21 protein-coding genes are annotated in these 24,067 nt (G+C 32.3%); 11 read left to right on the forward strand and 10 right to left on the reverse strand.

The genetic code is table 11. From position 1 onward, the window contains the following. Positions 1–245: 245 nt before the first annotated feature. Positions 246–3,461, forward strand: coding sequence for a cytochrome c biogenesis protein (locus tag AC5ZCW_RS00265; RefSeq protein ID WP_496117118.1), 3,216 nt, complete (start codon positions 246–248; stop codon positions 3,459–3,461). A gap of 70 nt (positions 3,462–3,531) precedes the next feature. On the opposite strand, the gene AC5ZCW_RS00270 is transcribed toward AC5ZCW_RS00265, so the two are convergent. The 5 genes from AC5ZCW_RS00270 to AC5ZCW_RS00290 all read right to left on the reverse strand — a co-directional run bounded on the left by AC5ZCW_RS00270 (position 3,532) and on the right by AC5ZCW_RS00290 (position 7,154). After that, positions 3,532–4,260 (reverse strand): DUF3667 domain-containing protein, encoded by a 729-nt coding sequence (locus tag AC5ZCW_RS00270; RefSeq protein WP_496117120.1) that lies wholly within the window; start codon positions 4,258–4,260, stop codon positions 3,532–3,534. A 68-nt stretch (positions 4,261–4,328) separates the two neighbouring features. Continuing rightward, the gene (locus AC5ZCW_RS00275) at positions 4,329–5,375 is read right to left on the reverse strand and encodes a hypothetical protein (RefSeq protein WP_496117122.1); all 1,047 of its coding nucleotides are present in this window, start codon (positions 5,373–5,375) and stop codon (positions 4,329–4,331) included. Next, positions 5,362–5,751 (reverse strand): DoxX family protein, encoded by a 390-nt coding sequence (locus tag AC5ZCW_RS00280; protein ID WP_496117124.1) that lies wholly within the window; start codon positions 5,749–5,751, stop codon positions 5,362–5,364. Before AC5ZCW_RS00280 ends, AC5ZCW_RS00275 begins: the two co-directional genes overlap by 14 nt. An 84-nt stretch (positions 5,752–5,835) precedes the next feature. Beyond that, positions 5,836–6,624 (reverse strand): anti-sigma factor, encoded by a 789-nt coding sequence (locus AC5ZCW_RS00285; RefSeq protein ID WP_343544043.1) that lies wholly within the window; start codon positions 6,622–6,624, stop codon positions 5,836–5,838. Then, positions 6,624–7,154, reverse strand: coding sequence for an RNA polymerase sigma factor (locus tag AC5ZCW_RS00290; protein ID WP_281632672.1), 531 nt, complete (start codon positions 7,152–7,154; stop codon positions 6,624–6,626). The genes AC5ZCW_RS00285 and AC5ZCW_RS00290 overlap by 1 nt, the downstream gene beginning before the upstream one ends. A 782-nt stretch (positions 7,155–7,936) precedes the next feature. Between AC5ZCW_RS00290 and AC5ZCW_RS00295 the strand changes: the two genes are divergently transcribed. Then, a complete protein-coding gene (locus tag AC5ZCW_RS00295; RefSeq protein ID WP_281632671.1) occupies positions 7,937–8,524 on the forward strand; it encodes a glutathione peroxidase in 588 nt (195 codons plus the stop codon). Between the two features lie 109 nt (positions 8,525–8,633). Here AC5ZCW_RS00295 and AC5ZCW_RS00300 read toward each other — a convergent pair whose 3' ends face one another. Further along, positions 8,634–9,131, reverse strand: a complete 498-nt coding sequence (locus AC5ZCW_RS00300) for a GNAT family N-acetyltransferase (RefSeq protein ID WP_496117127.1) — start codon at positions 9,129–9,131, stop codon at positions 8,634–8,636. Positions 9,132–9,147: 16 nt separating this feature from the next. Then, complete coding sequence (locus AC5ZCW_RS00305) at positions 9,148–10,323, reverse strand: thioredoxin family protein (protein ID WP_496117129.1); 1,176 nt, start codon at positions 10,321–10,323, stop codon at positions 9,148–9,150. 177 nt (positions 10,324–10,500) lie between these two features. Between AC5ZCW_RS00305 and menD the strand changes: the two genes are divergently transcribed. The 7 genes from menD (at position 10,501) to AC5ZCW_RS00340 (ending at position 19,098) form a co-directional block, all read left to right on the forward strand. Further along, a complete protein-coding gene (gene menD / locus AC5ZCW_RS00310) occupies positions 10,501–12,162 on the forward strand; it encodes a 2-succinyl-5-enolpyruvyl-6-hydroxy-3-cyclohexene-1-carboxylic-acid synthase (protein ID WP_496117131.1) in 1,662 nt (553 codons plus the stop codon). A gap of 153 nt (positions 12,163–12,315) precedes the next feature. Then, on the forward strand, positions 12,316–13,170 hold the full coding sequence (locus AC5ZCW_RS00315) for a CvfB family protein (RefSeq protein ID WP_496117133.1): 855 nt from the start codon (positions 12,316–12,318) through the stop codon (positions 13,168–13,170). 804 nt (positions 13,171–13,974) lie between these two features. Further along, on the forward strand, positions 13,975–14,808 hold the full coding sequence (locus AC5ZCW_RS00320; RefSeq protein ID WP_012024845.1) for a 1,4-dihydroxy-2-naphthoyl-CoA synthase: 834 nt from the start codon (positions 13,975–13,977) through the stop codon (positions 14,806–14,808). An 85-nt stretch (positions 14,809–14,893) separates the two neighbouring features. Beyond that, on the forward strand, positions 14,894–15,856 hold the full coding sequence (gene menA, locus AC5ZCW_RS00325; protein ID WP_343544050.1) for a 1,4-dihydroxy-2-naphthoate octaprenyltransferase: 963 nt from the start codon (positions 14,894–14,896) through the stop codon (positions 15,854–15,856). A gap of 28 nt (positions 15,857–15,884) precedes the next feature. Further along, the gene (locus AC5ZCW_RS00330; RefSeq protein ID WP_343544051.1) at positions 15,885–16,562 is read left to right on the forward strand and encodes a metal-dependent hydrolase; all 678 of its coding nucleotides are present in this window, start codon (positions 15,885–15,887) and stop codon (positions 16,560–16,562) included. A gap of 185 nt (positions 16,563–16,747) precedes the next feature. Continuing rightward, positions 16,748–17,986 carry a tetratricopeptide repeat protein gene (locus AC5ZCW_RS00335; RefSeq protein WP_496117136.1) on the forward strand — a complete coding sequence of 413 codons (1,239 nt, stop codon included), beginning with the start codon at positions 16,748–16,750 and terminating at the stop codon, positions 17,984–17,986. Between the two features lie 74 nt (positions 17,987–18,060). Further along, positions 18,061–19,098 carry an o-succinylbenzoate synthase gene (locus tag AC5ZCW_RS00340; protein WP_496117138.1) on the forward strand — a complete coding sequence of 346 codons (1,038 nt, stop codon included), beginning with the start codon at positions 18,061–18,063 and terminating at the stop codon, positions 19,096–19,098. A gap of 130 nt (positions 19,099–19,228) precedes the next feature. Here AC5ZCW_RS00340 and AC5ZCW_RS00345 read toward each other — a convergent pair whose 3' ends face one another. Together AC5ZCW_RS00345 and AC5ZCW_RS00350 are read right to left on the reverse strand one after the other, a co-directional pair. After that, a complete protein-coding gene (locus AC5ZCW_RS00345) occupies positions 19,229–19,774 on the reverse strand; it encodes a hypothetical protein (protein WP_496117140.1) in 546 nt (181 codons plus the stop codon). Between the two features lie 16 nt (positions 19,775–19,790). Next, entirely contained in the window at positions 19,791–20,702 is a 912-nt protein-coding gene (locus AC5ZCW_RS00350; RefSeq protein WP_496117142.1) for an OmpA family protein, read from the reverse strand. Positions 20,703–20,886: 184 nt separating this feature from the next. Here AC5ZCW_RS00350 and AC5ZCW_RS00355 point away from each other — a divergent pair, with 184 nt between their 5' ends. Continuing rightward, positions 20,887–21,360: a CYTH domain-containing protein gene (locus AC5ZCW_RS00355; protein ID WP_496117144.1), complete on the forward strand. Its 474-nt coding sequence runs from the start codon at positions 20,887–20,889 to the stop codon at positions 21,358–21,360. 2 nt (positions 21,361–21,362) lie between these two features. After that, positions 21,363–22,331, forward strand: a complete 969-nt coding sequence (locus AC5ZCW_RS00360; RefSeq protein ID WP_496117146.1) for a YpdA family putative bacillithiol disulfide reductase — start codon at positions 21,363–21,365, stop codon at positions 22,329–22,331. Positions 22,332–22,404: 73 nt separating this feature from the next. On the opposite strand, the gene AC5ZCW_RS00365 is transcribed toward AC5ZCW_RS00360, so the two are convergent. Beyond that, positions 22,405–23,973 (reverse strand): protein adenylyltransferase SelO, encoded by a 1,569-nt coding sequence (locus tag AC5ZCW_RS00365; protein ID WP_496117148.1) that lies wholly within the window; start codon positions 23,971–23,973, stop codon positions 22,405–22,407. Positions 23,974–24,067 lie beyond the last annotated feature (94 nt).

A 24,067-nucleotide genomic window follows, 5' to 3' on the forward strand; every position in this document is an offset into this window, starting at 1 on the left:
GAATATTGATAATGCTTTTTTGAGGTTTTTATTGTCTTGTGGTTTTTGTTAGAATTCTAACACTTTTTAGCTAAAAACAATTATTCAAAAAAAGCATATCTGTTTTGTAGGTTTAAACTTTCTATATTATCAATTCGTTTAAAAAATAGTCCTTATTTTTGGTTTTTATTAACAAAAGGCAAAGCCTGCTAATCAACATTTTTAAGTACTTTTGTCGCACTTTTATACAATGTAATTCCTAAGAAATGGATAAAAAAATATTCTCTTTTTTGTTTTCTACACGTTTAATGGCCGTTCTTTTTTTAACATTCGCAATTGCAATGGGTGTTGGAACTTTTATCGAAAGTAAATACAATACCGATACAGCCAGAATACTAATTTACAATACTTGGTGGTTTGAAGCGATTATGGCCATCTTTGTGATCAATTTCTTCGGAAACATCAAACAATATCAATTGCATAAAAAAGAAAAATGGGCAAGCCTTTTATTGCACCTTTCTTTTATTTTTATTCTTTTAGGAGCTTTTATTACTAGATATATTAGTTACGAAGGAATGATGCCAATTCGCGAAGGCGCGGCAGAAAACCAAGTGTATTCAGATAAAACTTTTCTAACCATTTTTGCTGATGGTGAATATAAAGGAGAAATGAAAAGAAGGGTTTTTGAAAAAAGTCTTTTGCTTTCTCCTGTTACCAATAATGATTTTAGTATTTCAGGAAAATTCGACGAAACTCCTTTTGAAGTTACCTATTCAAACTATATCATGGGAGCTAAAGAAGTGGTTAAGCCAGATCCAAACGGAACTTTATACCTTAAACTAGTTGAAGCCGGAGCGGGTGGAAGAGAAGAACATTACTTGAAAGAAGGTGAAGTTCAGAACATTCACAATGTTTTATTTGCTTTAAATAAGCAGACAGACGGTGCAATTAACATCAATACAACTGGAAAAGAATATACAATCCAAACTCCTTTTGAAGGTGAGTTTATGCGAATGGCAGATCAATTTAAAGGAAAAGTTACAAAAGATAATGTACAGCCTTTAATGATGCGTTCTTTATACAGCATTGGAGATATTAGAATTGTATTTCCAGAGCCTCCAATGAAAGGGAAAGTAGATTACGAATCGAATAATGATTTTAAAGCAAAATCTCATTCTGACGCTTTAGTAGTTAAAGTAAAAGCTGAAGGACAAGAAAAAGAAGTAATGGTTTTTGGTTCTAAAGGTCAAGTGGGAGAAGCTAAAACGGTTAAAATCGGTAATATTGAATATTCTATTTTCTTTGGAAGTAAAGCATATATTTTACCATTTAAAATTCGTTTAAATGATTTTATTGCCGACAAATATCCTGGAACAGAAAAAAGCTATTCTGCTTTTAAAAGTAAAGTTACCGTTCAGGATTCTACAGAAACTTTTGATGCAGATATTTTCATGAATCACGTTTTGGATTATAAAGGATATCGTTTCTTCCAGTCTTCATTTGATCCAGATGAAAAGGGAACAGTTTTATCTGTAAACCATGATTTCTGGGGAACTAACATTACTTATTTGGGATACTTTTTATTATATATCGGTTTAATGGCAATTATGTTTACAAAGAACTCTCGTTTTGGCGATTTGAAACGTAAGCTTGAAGCTGTTAAAAAGAAAAAAGAAAAACTAATTACGATTTTAGTTTTAATGTTGAGTTTGAGCGGTTTTGCACAGCAGTCACCGCATGTTCACTCACATGATCATGATCACGAGCATTCCGCAGATCCTAATGATCACGCGAATCACGTTACTGCGCCACCAAGCAAAAAGCAATTAGATTCTTTATTGAATATCTATAAAGCTCCGGAAGCGCACGCAGCAAAATTTGGACGTTTGATTATTCAGGACGCTGGAGGTAGAATGAAGCCGATTAATACGTTTTCATCTGAATTACTTCGTAAAGTAAGCCATGATGACAAATACAACGAAATGAATTCTGATCAGGTATTTTTGTCTATGACGCAATATGCTCAGGTTTGGATTCAGGTTCCTATTATTTACATCAACACAAAAAATGACAGTATACGTAAAATTATTGGTATTGATTCTAAAGATAAGTATGCTCCGTTTGTAAAATTCTTTGATGAGCAGGGAAATTATAAACTATCACCATATTTAGATGCGGCTTATAAAGCAGCAAATCCAAATAGTTTTGAGAAAGATTTTATTGAAACCGATAAAAAGGTAAATTTAATGGAGTCTGCTTTAAGCGGAAGTATTCTAAAGATTTTCCCTATTCCAAATGATCCAAACCACAAATGGGTTTCTTATTTAGAGCGTGAAGGAGCTGGATTTAAAGGAATGGATTCCACTTACGTGAAACAAATTCTGCCTTTATATTTTAGTGCTCTGAATAACGGTTCTATTTCGAAAAACTTTGATACAGCTGATAATTTAGTAGAAAGCATCAATGGTTTTCAAAAGAAATTTGGAGCCAAAGTAAGACCAAGCGAGAAGAAAATTGATGCTGAAATTGCCTATAACAAATACGACGTCTTTCAGAAATTACCGTATTGGTATATTACAGCAGCAAGTTTTATGTTCATTTTTATTATTGTCAATATTTTCTTTGAGAAAAAATGGCTTCGCATTACAATAAATGCATTCCACATAATAATTGGATTATTATTTGCGCTTCATACATTAGGATTAATAGCACGTTGGTATATTTCTGGTCACGCTCCTTGGAGTAATGCTTACGAATCTATTGTATATGTGGCTTGGTCAACTATGTTCTTCGGATTGGCTTTCGACAGAAAATCAAAATTAACTGTTGCTTCATCGGCTTTTGTTACTGCTATGATTTTAATGGCAGCGTACTTGAACTGGATTGATCCTGAAATTGCAAACTTACAGCCAGTTCTTAATTCATATTGGTTAATGATTCACGTTGCAGTTATTGTAGGTAGTTATGGCCCAACTGCATTAGGAATGATCTTAGGTTTTGTATCATTATTATTGATTTTGTTTACAACTGAGAAAAACAAAGCCAAAATGGAACTTAACATTAAAGAGATTACCTATATCAACGAAATGTCTTTAACAATTGGTCTTATCATGCTAACGATTGGAAACTTCTTAGGAGGACAATGGGCAAATGAAAGTTGGGGACGCTACTGGGGATGGGATCCGAAAGAAACTTGGGCTTTAATCTCGATTATGATTTATGCTTTTGTAATTCACGCTCGTTTTGTTCCTGCTTTAAGAGGAAAATGGTTCTTTAATTTAATGAGTATGTATGCTTTTGTTTCGATCTTATTTACTTATTATGGAGTAAACTTCCACTTAGTTGGTTTACACTCTTACGCAAGTGGAGAAGCACATTCATTAAACTGGATTTATTACTGCTTGATTACAATTTCTATAATTGGAGCGGTAACCTATCCAAAGTACCGTAAATACTATAAAACTAAAAAAGTAAAGAAATAGATAATTTGCAATAATTATTAATTCATAAAAAAGGCTCAACACGATGTTGAGCCTTTTTTTATATCAAATTTTAAAGTTTACCAAAGAGGAGAAGTACAATAGCAGTTATTAGGAAAAAGCAAATTAGAAAAATAAGATGACTCAAAAGCGTTAAGAAAAATGCTTTGATTTTAGACATTTTATTAAAAAACTGAATGTTCGTCCAAAAGATTAAAATCACACCAATAATATACATTGTATAGGTATACTGTTGCATATGTGATGTGTGATTTAGAAAAATCATAGCAGGAATTGTCAGCAACTGTACAGAAATTCTTTGAGCAGCTTTAAAAGTATTAAGAACAAAAAGTTCTACAAAATTGTAGCCTTGATTTCTAAAAACGAGAAAAGTACCAATAGTATATATTGGAATAGAAGTTATTGTGACCCATGAAAAGTGCGTAGCAAACCATTCATTTAGAAAATCTGAATCTAAATTGGGAGCCTGTACATGATTAAAGGTATCAATATGAAAATAATGATATAAAAGCCCATAAAGTGTAGCAAGAACCACAACTAGAGATAAAGGCTTAAAATGACGAGCTCTTTTTCCTTCAATAAATTCACGGATTGAATGTCCTGGCCTTGTAAATAATTGTTTTAAAGAATACAAAATTCCTTTATCAAAATGCAATAAACCATGCTGAATATCATGCCATAAAAAATGAGCATTTATTTTGTGCGTTTCTGCGGGCTGACCGCAGTTGTTGCAATAATGACCTTTAAAAATCTGATGACAATTTTTGCAAATGATTTCCATTTTTTATGTTTTTTTGGTTCTAAAATTATTAGCAAATACCCTTTTCTCTAGAAATAAAATTGAATAGACTAATAATAGTCATAAGTATACTTATACACTTGTTTTGAATGATTAGAAGAGCTTATTGTTTCGGTTACTCTTTTATTAGAATCATAAACATAATTAGTAATAAATTTTCCTCCATTCTGAAAATCTTCATATATATATTGTTCTAATAGACCATCTTTATATGTACAAGAAGTTATGTTCGCAAGCATATCACCCTCAAACTCTTTTTTTTCAACACATAAACCTTTATCATATTTATACTTTATAGTTTTTTGTTTTTCAACTTCAGTTAATATATTATTAGAGGAGTCTAAAGTCTGTACTATTTTGCCTTTTCCAATCATATCAGTATTAGAGACAATAGTTACAGTATTGCCAGAATAATAAAACTTTCTGTCCGAAGTGATTTTATTTCTTGAATTAAAGTATTTTTCATTTAATGGCCTTAACTTGTTGTCATATTCAGCTGAAAATGAAATATATTTAGGTTCTTTTATTAAATTTTTGAAAGCAAAAGAATTAAACATGCTTATGGTGTCATGAATAGAGGCAACCTCTTTAGCGTATTTATAATATTCTTCATCAGACCCAACTACTGCATAAGCATCATCAATGCTAATAGTATCTTTTCCAACAATAGTATATTCAACTCCGTTCGCTTTATTTTTTAAATATTGATCATGCTCAAGTTGATACTTTTTTTCATCTTCAGTAAGATAAGAGTAAACTTTTGTTTTGTTTTTGAAATATTTTACCTCCTCACAACTAAAACCTCTGACTGGGTCAACTTGAATTTTTTTTATAATTCTGTTCTTATTGTCATATTTATAATACTTTATAAAATAGGAACGTTCTATTGAAAAATAAGGCATCCCATTTAGATCGAAGTAATACTCTTCTGAAATTGTATCATTTAATTTTACAGTCAGTTTCTTTATTCCCTTGTCGCTTTTATTCAGAGATTTGTACTCATCAACAGGAATATGCTGCGAGAAAATGAGTCCACTAAATAATAAAGTGATAAAAAGAACTGTTTTTCGAAAGTGATATTTTTTATTTTTTTTCATTACTTACTTGAAAACCGTTAGGATACATAATTGCCATTAGAACTATTATCAGTAGAAAATTATACTCAACACCATTTCTTCCGCCGCCAACAACAAACCAACCTTCTTTAAAGTGAACTAAAATAATTCCCATTATAAGAACGAAAATGGTAACAAAGCCAGCAAGTTTAATATATCTATTGGCTAATAAAAGTATTGCGGCAACAACATGAGATAATTTGATACTCCAAGCGAGGAATACACCATACGGGGCAAAACCAATTTGGTTGAGGAAAAGATTTCCAAAATCATTAATGCCGTTATTAAACATTCCGGAAATAGAATGGGTGAGGAGAATAATCGCCATAGCGATTCTCAAGAGTAAGTTTGCATTCATAAATTGGTTTTTGGTAAATTAAATATAATAAAAAAACGCATATTACAGAGAATATGCGTTTTAGCTTTTTATAAAAGATTAATTTTAAACTTTTCCTAAAGTATAAAGCTGTTCCATTGTTGGAGTTGGACTACCGCCGGCTGGCTCCAAAGTAATTCCGAAAGCTTCTGCAGAATCCGTTTGTTCTACAGCAAAGATTTTTTGTTTATTTCCTTCAAAATTATCCAATAAACCAATACTTGTTGGCGTAAGAACAGGACTTAACTTCAAAGACCAAACCTGATAAACCATTCCTTTTGGAGGAGTTGGTAAACCTGCCGCATCAATATAAGTGGTTTTAGTCTGTTTATTCCAATATACTTTTGCAAAAGAAGCAGGAGAAACAGCCTGTCCGCCAAGAGTTACACCTGTATTTTTAATATCTCTTACGATACTCAAGTTTTTCTCGGTTTGCTTGTTCTGCTGATCTAAGAAGGCATATTCGCGCTGAATTTTGTTCTTTTCATTTCCAACAGTAGAAATCGCTTCTTTTGTTTTTGTCAATTCTAAAGTCTGATATCCTAAACCTAAAAGCAACAGCACTGCTGCGGCCCAACCAACATATTGTGACCAGTTTGATGCTGGTTTCATGTCGACTACTTTTCCGTGTTTAAGTTCAAGACGAGCTTTAATTTTTTCGAAATTCTCTACAGAATGGAAAGGAGAGAAGCTAGAAGAAAGCGCAATGACAGCCTTTTCTATCGAGATAATTTCCTGATCCATTTCTGGGTTCTTTTTTGCCATTTCGGCAATTTCGAGATTTTCTTTTTCACTTAATAGACCGTAAACATACAGCTCTAAAATTCCTGATTCTATATATTCTTGTGCTTCCATTATATCTTCAAATAATTACGTAAATCGTTAATACAGTTTCTGTTTTGAGTTTTGATAGTCCCCAGTGGCATTGCCAATTCTTCTGAAGCTTCTTGCTGGGTATATCCTTTAAAGAATAATAAATTGATTATTTCGATACATTTCGGTTTTAGTTTTTTTACAAACTCTTGAATTCCAATTGCATCAAGTTTATGGCTCAATTTATTACTCTCGTCTAAGAGATTTACGAAATTATCTGATGAAAGGTTTTTTTGACCGTTGTTGTAGTCTTTAGAACGAAGTTTATCGATTGAAGTGTTTCGGGCGATATTAAGTATCCAAGTATAAAATCGTCCTTTACTTTCGTTGTAAGTGTCGATGTTTTTCCAGATTTTGACAAAAACATCCTGAAGGACATCTTCAGCTTCTTCTCGATTTTTGATTAAGACATGAATGACAGAAAATAAACTTTTTGAGTACATATCGTACAAATGCGTAAAAGCTTTTTCGTCTTTTTTGTAAATTAAAACTAACAGTTCTTCTTGACTCATAGATTTGGATTTTTAAGTTTAAACATTAAAAGTTAAGGCGTTATATGCTAACCTGTCATAAAGTTAATTTATTTTTTCTTCATTTTTTCATTTTTTTTTTAATAGTCCAAAACCTAAGAAAATATAGGGTTCCGAAAAAAAATGCATTTTTTTTTCATTTTTTTAAAACCAAAAACAATCCAATTACGTAAATTTTTTTAATAAGGTCAGAAAGATCTTAGACAAAGTGACCAAAAACATAAAAAGCTGTTGTTATAATATTATTAAAGACCTATGGATAGCAAAATAATAGTCAAAATATTAATAGTGGGATTAACAACAGTTTTGGCATTATCTGTTTTTACTAAAAAGGATTTTTTAGAAGATACTTTGTCACGATGCACAAAAGAATGCCGTGCTTATTAATAATTCGTTAGAAATAAGAAAAGAGAAAATATTATATAGTTGATGTACTCGGACTTCCAGGTCGAAGATTTTTTTAATATGTCTTTCGGATATTTTAGGATTTAAATTTACATCAATACAAGCCATTAAAAGATTTTTTGAAAGCCATTTGACATATTGGGGGGAAAGAAATTTTCGAACACAACCGAGTCATCAACTATAATTTATAAAAGATTGCATAATAATTAATTCATGGTTTGATTTGTTTGTATGGGGGGAAGCCTAACGTCTGATTAACGTTAGGCTTCATTTTTTATTTAACTTTTGATTGGCAAAAATTAAAGATCCAAAATAGTTTTGTGAAACGGATTTTAGCTAATTTTATAAAAAATTATAAGATGAAAAAAGTACTATTTATACTATTTGGAGCCGCTCTTTTATCTGTAACAGGATTAAATGCTCAAACTAGTTCAAACAAATTATCTAAAAAAGATAAAACCATGGCAAAAGAAACAATTTATCAATTTAAAGTAGAAGATCTATCTGGAGATACTTTTGACTTTGCTTCTTTAAAAGGCAAAAAAATCATGATTGTCAACACTGCTTCAAAATGCGGTTTAACACCTCAGTATAAAGACTTAGAAGCGGTTTATAAAGAGTATAAAGATAAAGGTTTCGTAATTGTTGGATTCCCTGCAAACAACTTTGCATCTCAAGAACCTGGAACAGCTAAGGAAATTGAAACTTTCTGCCAACAGAATTATGGTGTGACTTTTCCTATGATGAACAAGGTTTCTGTTAAAGGAAGTGATATGTGCGAAGTTTATAAATTCTTAACGGAGAAATCGAGAAACGGTTTACAGGATTCTGAAGTAGAATGGAATTTTCAAAAGTACCTAATCAACGAAAAAGGGGAATTAGTTAAAGTAATTAAACCAAAAACTTTAGTAACAGAACCTGAAGTGATCAATTGGATTAAAAGCTAAAAAGCATAAAAAAAGCTCAAATTTGAAATTTCAAATTTGAGCTTTTTTTAGTTTCAAAGGTACAAAGAGGCAAAGGAACAGAGTTTTAAATACTTTGCGAACTTTGCGGTTAAACTAAAATAAGCTGCATGAAAACCAAATCCAGCCAGTGGTCAAATTTATAGCCTACTTCGCGAATTGTTCCTGTAGCGACAAATCCGAATTTTTCATGAAAAGCGATACTTCCTGCGTTATCAGCATCAATCGCACCGATCATTACGTGATATCCTTGTTCTTTTGCTAAACGAATTAATTCTGTTAAAAGCTTTGAGCCAATTCCTTTTCCTATAATATTGTCAACAACATATACAGAATGCTCCACAGTATATTGATAGCCAATTTTTTCTCTAAACTGTCCATAACTTCCAAAACCAACCACTTCACCATCTAAATCAGCGACAATTACAGGAAGATTTTTGGTTTTTTTATCTTCAAACCATTTGGTTTGAACTTCTAAAGTTTGGGTTTCGTAACTGTAATTTGCAGTGGTATGTAAAATCGAATGATTTACAATTTCTAGAATCTTTTGTAAATCGTTTGCCGTTGCAGGTCGTAAAATAATGCTCATTGGTTATTATTACAGGTTATTTGGTGTTTAATTCAGCTAATAGAGTATCTGCTTCTTTAGAATTCCAGTCCATTTCTTTTGCAATGGCTTTGGCATTTTTGGCATATTCTAAAGCTTTCTTTTTATCTTTTATTTTATTATAAAGTTTGGCCTCAAGCAAATTTCCATCGTAAGAATCGCTTAATTCTAAAGAGCGATCAACCCAGAAAATGGCTTTTTTTAAACTCTCCTTATCTTTGATATGCTTAAAATAAGTGTTTCCAATATCTTTCAAAAAGCTTGCATCGTTCCAAACTAATTTCTGAGTATCTTCAAGCGTAACTTTTTTATAAAAATCCCATTTTTCAGTTCTTTCTGCCAAAGTTAAATCATATTTAAAAACTAGAGAATCTGTTTTTTGCAATCGAATAGATTTAGCAATTTCTCTTTGTTTGTAATAATTTATAGTGTCTAAATTATCAACCAAAGGGCGAAGCAATTCATTTACAATACTTTCGATTTTTCTGTCAACACGACTTTGAGAAGCTACAGCAGCAAATTCTTTCTGATGATTTATAACATACTGAAATTCTCTAGATTTAATATCGGTTACACCATTTGCAATAACACGCCAGTTTAATTCGCTTACCAATTGTTTGTCAGTTTGCGTATTTAGATAAATATGTGTTGGTATTGATAATTCTGTTCTGTCTTTTCCTTTTTTTAAAGTGTTCAGATAAGCAAAGAATTTATCAGAATTACTAGGGTCAGCAAGAAACTGTTTCTCTAAATGAGGCAACTGCATTTGAGGTTTTAAAGCATTATTTAATTCATTTAGAAATTCTGGCTTTTTCATTTCGCCTTTCAGCGCATAAATCAGCGTTTCATTGTTGTCAAGAAATAAGAATGTAGGAAGCGATTTTGTATTAAATTGATTCTTTAAAGCGATTCCTTCCTCTTTTTCTATATTTTTATAAGTGCAGATGAAATTTTTATTTAAAAATTCCATAATAGCTGGATCACTTAAAACTTCTGTTTTCATTAAATTACAATGCGGACACCAATCTGCATATAACATTACAAAAACTGGTTTTCCTTCTTTTTTTGCATTTTCTAAAGCTGTTTTATAAGGAACATCAAGAGGCACAAACTTATTTTGTGCTGCAATAGTTTGAAAAGTAACAGATAAAAAAAGTATAAATAAGAAACGCATATAAGGCAAGGCTTTTATTAATCATTCGATTTTACAAATATATTCGCTTTTTCTAGAAAGAACCTTAATATATTCCTAATTATAATATAAATCAAATGTGAAGTTTGTAACTTTGTAAACAAGATAAAGAAAAATCAGACTAAAAGATTTTCTTTAAAAAAGTAATACGCGACCGTAATGATTTACCCCAAAATAGCGCTTGCACAAAGCATTATCGAAATTTTATCTGCCAAAGGCATTGTTAATATCATAATTTCTCCAGGATCTAGAAATGCACCGTTAACTATCGGATTTGCTCAAAATCCAAACTTTACTTGTTACAGTATTGCAGACGAACGTTGTGCTGCTTTCTTTGCTTTAGGAATTGCACAGCAGACCAAACAGCCGACAGCTATTGTTTGTACTTCAGGATCTGCTTTATTAAACTATTATCCTGCTCTTGCTGAAGCATTTTACAGCCAGATTCCATTAATAGTAATTTCTGCCGATCGTCCGCAAAGTAAAATCGATATTGGTGACGGACAAACCATTCGTCAAGAAAATGTGTTTGCTAATCATTCTGTTTTTAATGCGAATTTAACTGAAGAAGCATCAGAAGAAAATGATTTAAAAATCAATCTAGCAATTGAAACAGCAATTCTTAAAAAAGGTCCAGTACATATTAATGCACCTTTCGAAGAACCATTATATGAAACCACAGAAGAACTTTCTGTAAAACCAAAAATCACAGTTCCAAATCCAGAAAATTTTCCTCGCACTATACAAAACAGCGATGAATTTGTTTCTGTTTGGAATAATGCCAAACGAAAATTGGTTTTGGTTGGAGTTAATGAAGCTAATAGTATTGATCAGGAAATTATTGAAAATTTAGCTTCAGATCTGTCAGTGGTAGTGCTTACAGAAACGACTTCAAATCTTCATCATGAGAGTTTTATTAATTCAATTGATACTTTAATTACGCCTTTTGATGATTTTGATTTTAAGAAATTTAACCCTGAAGTTTTAATAACTTTTGGAGGAATGGTTGTCTCAAAAAGAATTAAAGGCTTTTTGCGAAAATACAAACCAAAAGAGCATTGGCATATTGATACTTTACGAGCTTATGATACATTTGGAGCATTGACAAAACATTTTGAAATGAAACCAAATGATTTCTTTAAAGACCTGCTTTCAAAAACATCTTTTGTAAAAAGTAATTATTTTAATAATGTAGATACGGTTTACCAAACGAGATTAGAGAGAAGAAAAGAATATTTGAGTAAAATAGAGTTTTCGGATTTTAAAGTTTTTGAAAAAGTAATCGAATCATTGCCTACAAATAGCATGTTACAGATCAGTAACAGTTCTGCTATTCGTTACGCACAATTGATTGATATTGATAATTCTATTGAAGTTTTCTGTAATAGAGGAACAAGTGGAATCGACGGAAGTACTTCTACTGCAATTGGTGCAGCTGTTGGAAACCAAAAGCAAATTGTTTTTGTAACGGGAGACATTAGTTTTTTATATGACAGTAATGCTTTATGGAATTCCTATATTCCTAAAAACTTCAAAATTATTCTAATTAATAATGGTGGAGGAGGAATCTTTAGAATTTTACCAGGGCATCAGGAAAAGCCTGTTTTTAATACTTATTTTGAAACATCGCATAAACTGACAGCAGAACATTTGGCAAAGATGTATCAATTGAATTATTTCACGGCAAATGATAACGATTCATTAGAAAATGCTTTGCGAGAATTATATAATTCAGATGATACACCCGGAATTCTGGAAATTTTTACTCCGACTGCCCAGAACGATGTGATTTTAAAGCAGTATTTCAAGCATTTAATCTAAAAACTACAATCCTTTTTGATATTCTATTGAAAAGGATTTTTTTGTTTTCTCTATAAAGCAAGATTTGTTAAATTAAATTCTTAGTAGCACGCCAAACTTCGTACCTTTGCGCCTCAGAAACTTAGCAGTCCAACTGCTTAGAAATTTTTTAAAATGCTAGAAATAGGAAAATACAATACTCTAACTATATTACGTGATACCAAAGTAGGTTTGTTTTTAGGAGATCCTGAGAACGACCCAGAAGGAGTTCACGATGTTTTACTTCCCAACAAATATGTACCAAAAGTATTTGAAATTGGAGAAGAATTAATCGTTTTTGTTTATCTTGATCATGAACAGAGACCTGTGGCAACAACATTAGTGCCTTATATTTTATTGAATGAATTTGCTCTTTTAAGAGTAAATTATATCAATAATGTGGGTGCTTTTATGGATTGGGGAATGGAGAAAGATATTCTGGTTCCATTCAAAGAACAAGCGCGTCCAATGGAAAAAGGAAAACGCTACTTGGTTTACTTGTACATGGATAAACAAACCAATCGTCTTGTGGCTTCAAGTAAAACGAATCAATTTTTGAGCAACGACAATTTAACAGTTGAAAAAGGCGAAGAAGTTGACTTAATTGTTTCTCATATTACCGATATGGGAATCAATGTTATTATAAACGAGCAGCATAAAGGACTTTTGTATAAAGATGAAGTTTACGACGATTCAATAAGAACTGGCGATAGAATGCGCGGTTATATCAAAACCATTCGTCCTGATAACAAAATTGATGTTGCGCTTCAGCCGCAAGGCGTTGAAAGTATCGAACCAAATGCCGAGAAAATTCTTAATGAGCTAAGAGCCAGCAGAGGCTTTCTTAGATTAAATGACAACTCTCATCCAGAAGATATTAAGACAGTTTTAAAAATGAGTAAAAAATCATTTAAAAAAGCGATTGGATCTCTGTATAAAGAAAAATTGATCGAAATAAAAGACGATGGAATTTATCTGGTAAAAGAATAAAAACCTAAAAATCCTAATATTTTAAAATCCAAACTCCAAGACTGATTCAACGAAATGCATTGGAATTTTTATTTTTTGGAACTTATTTTGCGTCAGCAAAATTATTATAACACAAAAGGCTGCTCATTACAAGCAGCCTTTCGCTTTTTATTCAGTTTTAAAAAAAATTGTAATTAAAAAAAAACAGAAATAAAATAATTCGAGTCCATCTCAGAACAATAACTTTACGAATTTTAGAAATTATCCCATTGATGGTATGTCTTTTAAATGATTTGAAGTACCTATCTTAACAGCAAAAAAAGAATTTCACGGCTAATCCATTGGTTTTATAAAATAACTTTTAGAAAGTATGAATTAGTACTTTTTTCTTCTTTTATCGTTATCATTCCTATACTAACTATAGATACAATTCTAACATTTAACCTTAGGTGTTACTTTTTTCTTTTTGAAGTTTCGACAAACACATAAATCATTTGCTCTTTTAATTGAGGTTTGTTACTTAAAACCCTAAAAAAATGAGCGACAAATTTTTTAAATTTTCTCAAAAAAATCATTTTTTAGGTTAATAAATCAGTGAAAGAAAATCAATCTGAAATCTTTGAAATTTTTGTATCTCATTGATTTCTAGGTTGTAAAATTAATTATTATTTTTCTAAACTAATGTTAAAAAATGTTATTTTTTGTAAGTAAATACCAATTGTTAACATTGCGCGTCAATTTAGTAAAGACTTAAGACGGATTGAGTAGGTAAAATAGTAAAAATGCTTTATTTTTACCGTATAATTATTTAAACAAAAAATCAAAATGGATTGGATTACAGCCAGAGAATTTGAAGATATAACTTATAAAAAATGCAATGGAGTAGCAAGAATAGCATTTAACAGACCAAATGTTAGAAATGCTTTCCGACCTAAAACTACTTCAGAATTATACCAAGCTTTTTATGATGCTCAAGAAGACACTTCAATTGGTGTAGTTTTACTTTCAGCTGAAGGACCTTCTACAAAAGATGGAGTTTATTCTTTTTGCAGTGGCGGTGATCAAAATGCACGTGGACACCAAGGATATGTTGGAGATGATGGACAGCACCGTTTAAACATTTTAGAAGTGCAGCGTTTAATTCGTTTTATGCCAAAAGTTGTTATTGCAGTAGTTCCTGGATGGGCTGTAGGTGGTGGACATAGCTTACACGTAGTGTGTGATATGACACTTGCAAGTAAAGAACATGCTATTTTTAAACAAACAGATGCCGATGTAACTAGTTTTGATGGCGGTTACGGATCTGCTTATTTGGCCAAAATGGTCGGACAAAAAAAAGCACGTGAAATCTTCTTTTTAGGTAGAAATTACTCTGCACAAGAAGCTTTTGAAATGGGAATGGTAAATGCTGTAATTCCGCATGACGAACTAGAAGCAACTGCTTATGAATGGGCTCAAGAAATTCTTCAAAAATCACCAACTTCTATAAAAATGCTAAAATTTGCAATGAACTTAACAGATGACGGAATGGTCGGACAGCAAGTTTTTGCAGGAGAAGCAACTCGTTTGGCTTATATGACCGAAGAGGCAAAAGAAGGAAGAAACGCTTTCTTAGAAAAAAGAAAACCAAACTTTGGCGAAAATAAGTGGTTACCGTAAATAAGTTATAAAATAGTTTCAAGTTTCAGGTTTCAAGATAGGAACCTAAAACTTGAAAGCTGAAACTAAACAAACAAAACAAATAATGAAACATTGGATTGAAGCCGCGAGATTACGCACATTACCTTTATCAGTTTCCGGAATTATAGTTGGAAGCATTTATGCTTTGTCAAATCCAACAGAAACTATTAACACTCCAACAGAAGTATTCAGCTGGAAAGTTTTTGGTTTTGCCTTATTGACAACATTAGGATTACAGGTTTTATCCAATTTTGCAAACGATTATGGAGACGGAGTAAAAGGTACTGATAATGCAGATCGAGTTGGGCCGCAACGCGCTATTCAGAGTGGGGTTATTACGCCTCAGGCAATGAAAAAAGCCATTATTATTACTTCTTTTTTGACTTTGCTGTCTGCTATAATCTTGATTTATTTTGCCTTTGGAAAGGATAATTTCGGTTATTCTATCTTTTTTCTACTGTTAGGAATCGCAGCTATTATTTCTGCAATTCGTTACACAGTAGGTAATTCTGCTTACGGTTATAGAGGATTAGGAGATTTATTCGTTTTTATTTTCTTCGGACTAGTGAGCACTTTAGGAGTGAACTTTTTATACGCAAAAGAAGTAGATCCGCTTTTAATTCTTCCAGCTGTTGCCATCGGATTGTTGAGCGTTGGAGTTTTAAACCTAAACAATATGCGCGATCAAGAATCTGATAAAAAATCTGGAAAAAACACAATCGTGGTACAGATTGGAGCTCAAAATGCCAAAAAATATCACTTTTTCTTAATTATTACTGCAATGATTTTGGTTGTTGCATTTGCTGTCTTAAGCGATTATAACTTTGACCAATATTTGTTTTTATTGGCTTATATTCCATTAACAAAACATTTAATCACAGTTTACAAAAATCAAGATCCAAAATTATTAGATCCAGAATTAAAAAAACTAGCATTAAGCACATTCTTACTTTCTATATTACTTACAGTATGCATGATTTCTTTGATTTCAGACATTATTGTAAACCTCTTTTTAGGAGGAAGATAAAACAATGTTTAACTTAAAAAGTGACAAAATGAAAATTACATACTACGGACACGCTTCATTAGGAATTGAAGTAGGAGGAAAATACATTATTGTAGACCCATTTATTACCGGAAATCCACAAGCTGCTGCAATCAATCTAAGTACGATCAAAGCAGATTATATTTTATTGACACATGCGCATGCTGATCACGTTTTGGATGTTGAAGCTATTGCAAAAAACACCAATGCAGTTATTGTTTCTAATGCAGAAATTGCAAGCCATTATGCAAAAAAAGGATTCAATTCGCATCCAATGAATCACGGAGGAAGCTGGAAATTTGATTTCGGAAAAGTAAAATATGTAAATGCAATTCACTCAAGCAGTTTTCCTGACGGTTCTTACGGAGGAAATCCTGGAGGTTTTGTAATTGAAGGCGAACATAAAAATATCTATATCGCTGGAGACACAGCTTTGACTTACGATATGAAATTGATTCCGCTTCGCACAAAACTAGATTTAGTTATTCTTCCAATCGGAAACAATTTTACAATGGATGTTGAAGACGCTATTATTGCTTCAGATTTTGTAGAATGCGACAAAGTTTTAGGATATCACTATGACACTTTTGGCTATATCGAGATCAATCATGAAGAAGCAATTCGTAAATTCTTCGATAAAGGAAAAGATTTAATGCTTTTACCAATAGGAGATTCTATTGAATTATAAGAAGCTAATCCCGCTTTTGGCTAAATTCCCGATTAACAAAAACTACGGCTGAAAAAGCCTTGTTTTTCTAAATCGGGAGATACCGCCTCTATCGGGGCTAGGGCACTCAATTCCATAAGAAAGTTATTTGGCATAATCTATGTTAATTGAATTAAAGTTTTTTAAAATAAAAATCATTTTAATCTGTGAAATCTGTGGCAATTAAAGCATCATCACAAAATACAACTTTCAAACAAATCCTTTTATTACTATTTATCGCAACTTCCTATAACGCTTTTGCACAAAAATATGGTTATTGGGATAAAGAACGTGCAACAACCAAAGAAATCATGGTTCCCGCACGCGATAGAATTTCTATACCAACAGAAGATTTACCAGTTGGAACTACAGAAATTGTATATAGAATCACACTTTTAGATAAAAATCAGGAAATGGCCAATAGTTTGGTTTCCTTATTAAAAGCAATTCCAGATCCAACGGGAGTTAGTCAAGGTTCAGCAGGTGCTGTTTTCTTGATGTCCAAAATTTCCGGTGATGACGAATGTACTTATTCGATTTTTACATCCAATGAAAATGCAAAAAAATACGTTGCAGACGGTAAAATTGACAAAGCTTGCTATTCTCAAGCAGAACCTGTCAGCAAAGACGCCAAAAGATTATCTGTCAATAAATCGTCTTGTTTAAAAGAAAACATTGGTACAATCTGGTTCGGTTTTGAAAGCAAGAACTGGCTTCTAAGTCAGAAAGTAGTTCTAGAAGTAGTGCCTTGGGTTGACACAAAATTAAATCGCGGTTGGAATCAAGACAATAAAAATGAAATTATAAGCTTATGCAAAACTTCTACAATGGCACAAAAAATGGCCAATTCAGATGATTTTTGCGTTTGTATCTTAAATAAAATCATGAAACAATATCGTTATGATGAGTTTCAAAAATTATTGGCTGTCGAAAAAACAAAAGTCTACAAAGATTTTGGAAACAGCTGTTATAAAGATGCTGATATTTCTAAGAATGTATTTAATGATTTAAGAGCGCAAACAGCTTCTTTAATCAAAGCCCAAAAATATAACGAAGCAATTCCGAAATTAAATACAATTGTAAACGAAGGAAAAGCAACTGCATTAGATTACAGCTGGTTGGGCTATTGTTACATTTTGACCAAACAATATGCAAAAGCATTAAAAGTGCTTCAAGAAGGCGAAAAATTGGATGATACAGAATTATTAGTCAAATTGAATCTGGCACATACTTATTTAGTAAGCGATGACTATAGCGCTGCCAAAGCGATTTACAAAAAATATCAGACTCAAAATGTAACAGACAGTTTAAGCTGGATTGCAAAAACAAAACTTGATTTTCAAGCTTTTGAAAAAGCTGGTTTACCGTCAAAAGATTTTGAAAGAATCTTAAAATTATTTAATTAAGTTTTTAGATATGAAGCGCTTCTTAGAATCTTCTTTTAAGCTTAGCAACTCAGTATCTTAGCATCTTTAAAAAAATGAAAGCATCGTACAGTAAATATTTACTAGATTTTAAACGTCCATCAGGAACTTCGAGAGGAGTTATGACCGAAAAAGAAACTTGGTTTATAATCTTGGAAGAAAACGGAAAAAAAGGAATAGGAGAGTGCGGTATACTTCGCGGTTTAAGCGCTGACGATCGCAAAGATTATGAAGAAAAGCTAAAATGGGCTTGTGATAATATTCATTTAGGTGAAACAGTACTTTGGAATGCTTTACTAGAATTTCCTTCTATACAGTTTGGAGTAGAAATGGCTTTTTTGTCTCTTAAAAGTGAAAATCCATTTGTTCTATTCCCTTCTGATTTTACAAAAAATACAGCTTCAATTCCTATTAATGGATTAGTTTGGATGGGTGAAGCCGCTTTCATGAAACAGCAAATTGAAGAAAAATTAGCTGATGGTTTTGATTGCATAAAACTTAAAATTGGCGCTATTGATTTCAATAAAGAATTAGAATTATTGCAATTTATAAGACGCCATTTTTCGGCAGAAGAAATAGAAATCAGAGTCGATGCTAACGGAGCTTTTTCTTTAACAGAAGCTTTAGATAAGTTAAATCAATTAAGTCAATTTCAGCTTCATAGTATAGAACAGCCAATTAAAAAAGGGAATGTATTAGAAATGGCTAAACTGTGTGAGCAGACGCCTTTTCCAATTGCTTTAGACGAAGAGCTAATTGGTGTATTTTCATTAGAAGAAAAAGAAAAATTGCTTCAGGAAATTAAGCCTCAATACATCATTTTAAAACCAAGTTTTATTGGTGGTTTCCGTGGCACTCAAGAATGGATTACGCTTGCTGAAAAATATAATATTGGCTGGTGGATCACTTCTGCATTAGAAAGTAATATTGGACTAAATGCTATTGCGCAATGGACATATACTTTGCATTCAGATATGCCACAAGGTTTAGGAACTGGAGCATTATATACTAATAATATAGATTGTCCTCTCGAAGTTAAAAATGGAAAACTTTGGTACAATTCTAACCTAGAATGGCAATCTGATTTTTTCTAAGAAAACATACAAACTGATAAAATAAAAAAAGACGTAAAGTATGAAAACTTTACGTCTTTTTTGTTCGTTCATATAAACAGAGATTGAAAAACCTCTGTTCCTTTGCAACTATGCACCTTTGAACCTTTTTTTACTCTTTTCCGCCTAAAAGACTGTCTTGCCACTCTTTTAAATCCTGCCATTTGCCTTGGTAAGCCATAAGAGCCTGTCTTGCCCAAGTGCTAGGATTGTGTATAGCGTAATTTTCTCCCCCAGCGTCTAGAATAGATTGTAATTTTTCCGTAGCTGTTTGCGAAAGCTCATACCAAGTATTGATTCCAGCAGCATTAAATAAAGCTTCTATTTTAGGGCCAATTCCCTCCACAATTTTCAAGTCATTCTCTTTAATTTTCTTGCCTAAAACATTTGCAGCCAAAGCAGCATCAAAAGGAATCGTTACAGGAGCGGAAGCAACAAAAGATTGTACAGAAGCTTTAGCTTTCGCGGCCAAATCAGCTTCTAGAGTAGCGATTCTTGCATTCAAGTTTCGTGTATTGGCCTTGCAGGCATCTAAATCGGCTTGAAGTGAAGCAGAAAGTGAATCATCATTTTTCGAATTCATTTTTCCTAGTAAATAACCTAAGATTCCACAGATTAAACCTACTAGAATAGGTATTAAGACACAAGGTATATTCATGATCGTATATTTTTAATTATTTAATGGTAATTACAGTTCTTCTATTTGCAGCCTTTCCGTCCGCCGTATTGTTATCGCCAATAGGTTCGTCTGGACCTTTAGATTGCGTTTCAATTCTTGTATTATCAATTCCGTTTTTAGAAAGATAATCTTTTGAAAAATCGGCTCTTTTTTGTGCTAAAACAATGTTTGAGTCACGGTTTCCAACATTGTCAGAATGTCCAATTACCACAATCACAGCATCTTTTACATTCTCTGCATATTTAGCAATATCAGTAACTTTTTGTTTCTCCGCAGCACTTAATTTCTCACTAGATTTGTTTGTATTAAAATGGAGAATTAACGGATCTGCGTTTATTTTTGCTTTCAATGCACTCCATTCATCATTTGGAGTAGCCGTTGAATCTATAGCTTCAAATAAATATTCAGCAGGCCCTAGAAGGGTATCTCCACTCATTTTCCATTTATCTATAATGGTACCTTTCGTAGAAAACTGATTCTCTAATAATCCCTTTGAAACAAAGTAATTCTTGACATCATTTGCCCTTGCGAGACCTAGATTTTCAAAAGTTGTTGAATTTGTCTCGTCTGAAGTCGCATAACCGGTTATTGTAATTTTCTGTTTCGGATTTGCTTCTAAGAATTTCTTTAAGTTATCAAGACCAGTTGTGACCGAATCACTGACAGGCATAATAAGCTTTGCACTGTTTTTAAGGAACTTTAAATTATCATTTGTCTGATAATTTATTCCGGGACCATTTAATACAAACGGAACAAAATTAGGCTCTGCAACAGTAGAGGTCACTGTTTTTGGAGCAATGTCCGTTGTGGTTTTCTCACAGCAATTGCAACAAAATTTCAGATATAAAAAAGTACCCAAAATGATGGTTATTGCAATGCCTAACAAATAAAGTGCTTTTTTAGACATATATTTCGTATTAAGATTCTATCAAATTTAATTAAAATAAAAGTTATAACATGTTAATAATCAATTATTTTGATGTTATTACTTTGAAATAAAACAGAATAAATTAACTTATTTTTCATTTTTTATACTTCCAAAGGCTTGATTAAAATGAGTAACTTGCATAAAAAAATAATCTGCATTTAAGATGATCGAAATAGAAAGAAAGTTTCTTGTGAAATCTGAAGACTTCAAGAAGCAAGCTTTTACTCAGAATAAAATTGCTCAGGGCTATTTGAGTTCTGCGCCAGAGCGTACCGTTAGGGTTAGAATTAAAGGAGAAAAGGGCTTTATAACCATAAAAGGAATAAGCCACAGCAGTGGTATGTCGCGTTTTGAATGGGAAAATGAAATTCCGTTAGATGAAGCGCAAGAATTATTAAAATTGTGCGAAAAGGGTAAGATTGAAAAAACGCGCTATGAAATAAAATCTGGAGAGCATGTATTTGAAGTTGATGAATTTTATGGCGAAAACGAAGGTCTAGTAATGGCCGAAATTGAATTGAATTCTGAAGATGAAGCGTTTGAAAAACCGGATTGGCTTGGTGAAGAAGTAACTAACGACGAGAGATATTATAATGCTTATTTGAGTAAAAATCCTTTTAAAGACTGGCAGAAATAAAAATGACGGAATCAATATATGACCTTGTAATTGTAGGTGGTGGACCAATTGGTCTGGCTTGTGCAATAGAAGCTGAAAAGAAAAAATTAAAATACGTAATTATAGAAAAGGGAGCGATTGTTAATAGTATTTTTAATTATCCGCTCTATATGACCTTTTTCTCTACCGCAGAAAGATTAGAAATTGGCGAAATTCCATTTAACTGCCTGGCACCAAAACCAGGACGTCAGGAAGCTTTGGAGTATTATCGAAATATTCACCGTTACTTTAAATTCAATATCAATTTATTTGAAAAAGTACTTGATGTACAGAAAAACCAAGGCATTTTTAAGATTACAACTAATAAGCAAAACTACGAGTCTAAGAATGTCATAATCGCAACTGGTTTCTATGATATTCCTATTCAAATGAATGTTTTAGGCGAAAACCTTGCAAAAGTTCGCCATTATTACAAAGAAGCACATGAATATGCTTTTAGAAAAGTTTTGGTTGTAGGCGCTAATAATTCGTCTGTAGACGCTGCTTTGGAATGCTGGAGAAAAGGAGCAGAGGTGACTATGGTAATTCGTAAAAACGAAATTAATAGTCGTGTAAAATATTGGGTAAAACCAGATATTGAAAATCGTATTGCCGAAGGAAGTATTAAGGCTTATTTTGAGTCAAATATTACCGAAATTAAGGAAGATGAAGTAGAGATTCTAACACCAAATGGTAAAATTACAATTGAAAATGATTTTGTTCTAGCACTAACAGGCTACAAACCGGATTTGAATTTTCTGGAAAAAATTGGAATTCAGCTTTCTAATGACGAACTGAAAATCCCGGTTTACAATCCAGAAACGATGGAAACTAATGTAGAAGGTTTATTTCTTGCTGGAGTAGTTTGTGGCGGAATGCAGACCCATAAATGGTTTATAGAAAACTCTAGAATTCATGCTAATTTGATTGTAGATCACATTACTACGAAATAAAAAAATGTCACAGATTAAAAAGATTCCAATGATTAATCCTAAAAATCCTTTTAATCTGTGGCAAAAAAAACTTTTAAGAACTACAAGATAACATTGAACAGCCAACTTTTGTTCTTGCCCAATCAGGACGTTTTGCAAACCATTTTTCAGATTCTGACTGTTCGTCATATGGATTTTTCAGAAGCTGGAATAATTCGTCAACTAGTGCATAATCCTCTTTATCTGCTGCATCAATGGCTAATTGTGCCATATAGTTTCGAAGTACATATTTTGGATTAATCTGATTCATTTTTTCTGAACGTTCATTATCCGAAAGCTCTTCAGAGTTTAATCTTTTCAAATAAACAGTAAACCATTTTTGCCAAGCATCTAGAATATTTTCTTTTATTTCTTCTGGAATGTAAAATGCGTATTCTATTTTTTCGAATGCTTGTTCTACAGAATCCTCTCTTTTAATTTTACTAAGATTTCTAAAAAAGATAGTCATATCGGTTTCTGATAACTGCAGAATTTCTTCCAAACCTTTAATAATTTTATCATCAGTTTCACTTGAAGTAAATATTCCTAATTTGCTTAAAAACATTGTTTTGTAGTTACTTTCAAAATCAGTTATAAACGTATCTAATATTTTTTCTAAAGGCACTGCTTCATTGATTAATGGATAAAGAGCATTTGCCAATTGAAACAAATTCCACTGTGCCACTTGAGGCTGATTTCCGAAACGGTATCTTCTATTTTGACTGTCGGTTGTGTTTGGCGTCCAGTCCGGATCATAATTTTCGAGCCAGCCATATGGGCCGTAATCAATCGTGATTCCGTGAATAGACATATTATCGGTATTCATTACACCATGAACAAATCCGACGCGTTGCCAATGCAAAATCATTTCACGAGTTGTGTCAGCAACTTTCTGGAAAAACTGCAAATATTGCTCTTTTGGTTCTCCAGTAATTTCAGGGAAATAATGCTTAATTGTAAATTCGACAAATTGTTTAAGATTTTTCAGTTCGTTTCTGGCAGTAAGCATTTCATAACTTCCAAAGCGAATGAAAGATGGGGCTACACGACAGACAATGGCACCTTTTTCATAAGCAGGATTTCCGTTATATAAAATATCTCGTAAAACTTGATCTCCAGATAGAATAAGCGAAAGCGATCGGGTAGTAGGAACGCCTAAATTATACATGGCTTCAGCACATAAGTATTCTCTTATCGAAGAACGCAAAACAGCCAAACCATCTGCAGTTCTAGAATAGGGAGTTTTTCCTGCTCCTTTCAATTGTAATGTATAAAACTCACCATTATTTTCAACTTCTGTTAAGTTAATGGCACGCCCATCTCCTAATTGTCCAGCCCAATTGCCGAATTGGTGCCCCGCATAACACATGGCAAACGGTTTTGTTTCTGGAAGAATTTCTTTCCCAGAAAATGCATTTAGAAATTCTTCTGATTGAATTTCATCTTTAGAAATGCCAACTAATGCAGCGACTTCTTCAGAGGCATGAATCAATTTTGGATTTGAGGGTTTTGTCGGATTTACGTATGAAAACAACGTATTTTTAACCTGACGAATTTCATTGGTCAAATCTGGATCTGCTGGTAGTTCTGCAGTAAACCGATTATTTATTTTTAAATTTTTCATTTTGTGTCTTTCTTATTTTTGCCACAGATTAAAAGGATTGTTTTAGATTTCTCTTTATAAAAATCATTTTAATCTGTGTAATCTGTGGCAAAAA

The organism is Flavobacterium sp. PLA-DH12, assembly GCF_059511845.1.

Excerpts from the sequence above, each read along its gene's own strand:
- AC5ZCW_RS00305 (WP_496117129.1), bottom strand. The coding sequence starts at position 10,323 with ATGCGTTTCTTATTTATACTTTTTTTATCTGTTACTTTTCAAACTATT.
- AC5ZCW_RS00330 (WP_343544051.1), top strand. The coding sequence starts at position 15,885 with ATGAAAATTACATACTACGGACACGCTTCATTAGGAATTGAAGTAGGA.
- AC5ZCW_RS00360 (WP_496117146.1), top strand. The coding sequence starts at position 21,363 with ATGACGGAATCAATATATGACCTTGTAATTGTAGGTGGTGGACCAATT.
- menA (WP_343544050.1), top strand. The coding sequence starts at position 14,894 with ATGAAACATTGGATTGAAGCCGCGAGATTACGCACATTACCTTTATCA.
- AC5ZCW_RS00300 (WP_496117127.1), bottom strand. The coding sequence starts at position 9,131 with ATGAGCATTATTTTACGACCTGCAACGGCAAACGATTTACAAAAGATT.
- AC5ZCW_RS00265 (WP_496117118.1), top strand. The coding sequence starts at position 246 with ATGGATAAAAAAATATTCTCTTTTTTGTTTTCTACACGTTTAATGGCC.
- AC5ZCW_RS00320 (WP_012024845.1), top strand. The coding sequence starts at position 13,975 with ATGGATTGGATTACAGCCAGAGAATTTGAAGATATAACTTATAAAAAA.
- menD (WP_496117131.1), top strand. The coding sequence starts at position 10,501 with ATGATTTACCCCAAAATAGCGCTTGCACAAAGCATTATCGAAATTTTA.
- AC5ZCW_RS00270 (WP_496117120.1), bottom strand. The coding sequence starts at position 4,260 with ATGGAAATCATTTGCAAAAATTGTCATCAGATTTTTAAAGGTCATTAT.
- AC5ZCW_RS00280 (WP_496117124.1), bottom strand. The coding sequence starts at position 5,751 with ATGAATGCAAACTTACTCTTGAGAATCGCTATGGCGATTATTCTCCTC.
- AC5ZCW_RS00355 (WP_496117144.1), top strand. The coding sequence starts at position 20,887 with ATGATCGAAATAGAAAGAAAGTTTCTTGTGAAATCTGAAGACTTCAAG.
- AC5ZCW_RS00285 (WP_343544043.1), bottom strand. The coding sequence starts at position 6,624 with ATGGAAGCACAAGAATATATAGAATCAGGAATTTTAGAGCTGTATGTT.
- AC5ZCW_RS00350 (WP_496117142.1), bottom strand. The coding sequence starts at position 20,702 with ATGTCTAAAAAAGCACTTTATTTGTTAGGCATTGCAATAACCATCATT.
- AC5ZCW_RS00295 (WP_281632671.1), top strand. The coding sequence starts at position 7,937 with ATGAAAAAAGTACTATTTATACTATTTGGAGCCGCTCTTTTATCTGTA.
- AC5ZCW_RS00345 (WP_496117140.1), bottom strand. The coding sequence starts at position 19,774 with ATGAATATACCTTGTGTCTTAATACCTATTCTAGTAGGTTTAATCTGT.
- AC5ZCW_RS00340 (WP_496117138.1), top strand. The coding sequence starts at position 18,061 with ATGAAAGCATCGTACAGTAAATATTTACTAGATTTTAAACGTCCATCA.
- AC5ZCW_RS00275 (WP_496117122.1), bottom strand. The coding sequence starts at position 5,375 with ATGAAAAAAAATAAAAAATATCACTTTCGAAAAACAGTTCTTTTTATC.
- AC5ZCW_RS00315 (WP_496117133.1), top strand. The coding sequence starts at position 12,316 with ATGCTAGAAATAGGAAAATACAATACTCTAACTATATTACGTGATACC.
- AC5ZCW_RS00365 (WP_496117148.1), bottom strand. The coding sequence starts at position 23,973 with ATGAAAAATTTAAAAATAAATAATCGGTTTACTGCAGAACTACCAGCA.
- AC5ZCW_RS00290 (WP_281632672.1), bottom strand. The coding sequence starts at position 7,154 with ATGAGTCAAGAAGAACTGTTAGTTTTAATTTACAAAAAAGACGAAAAA.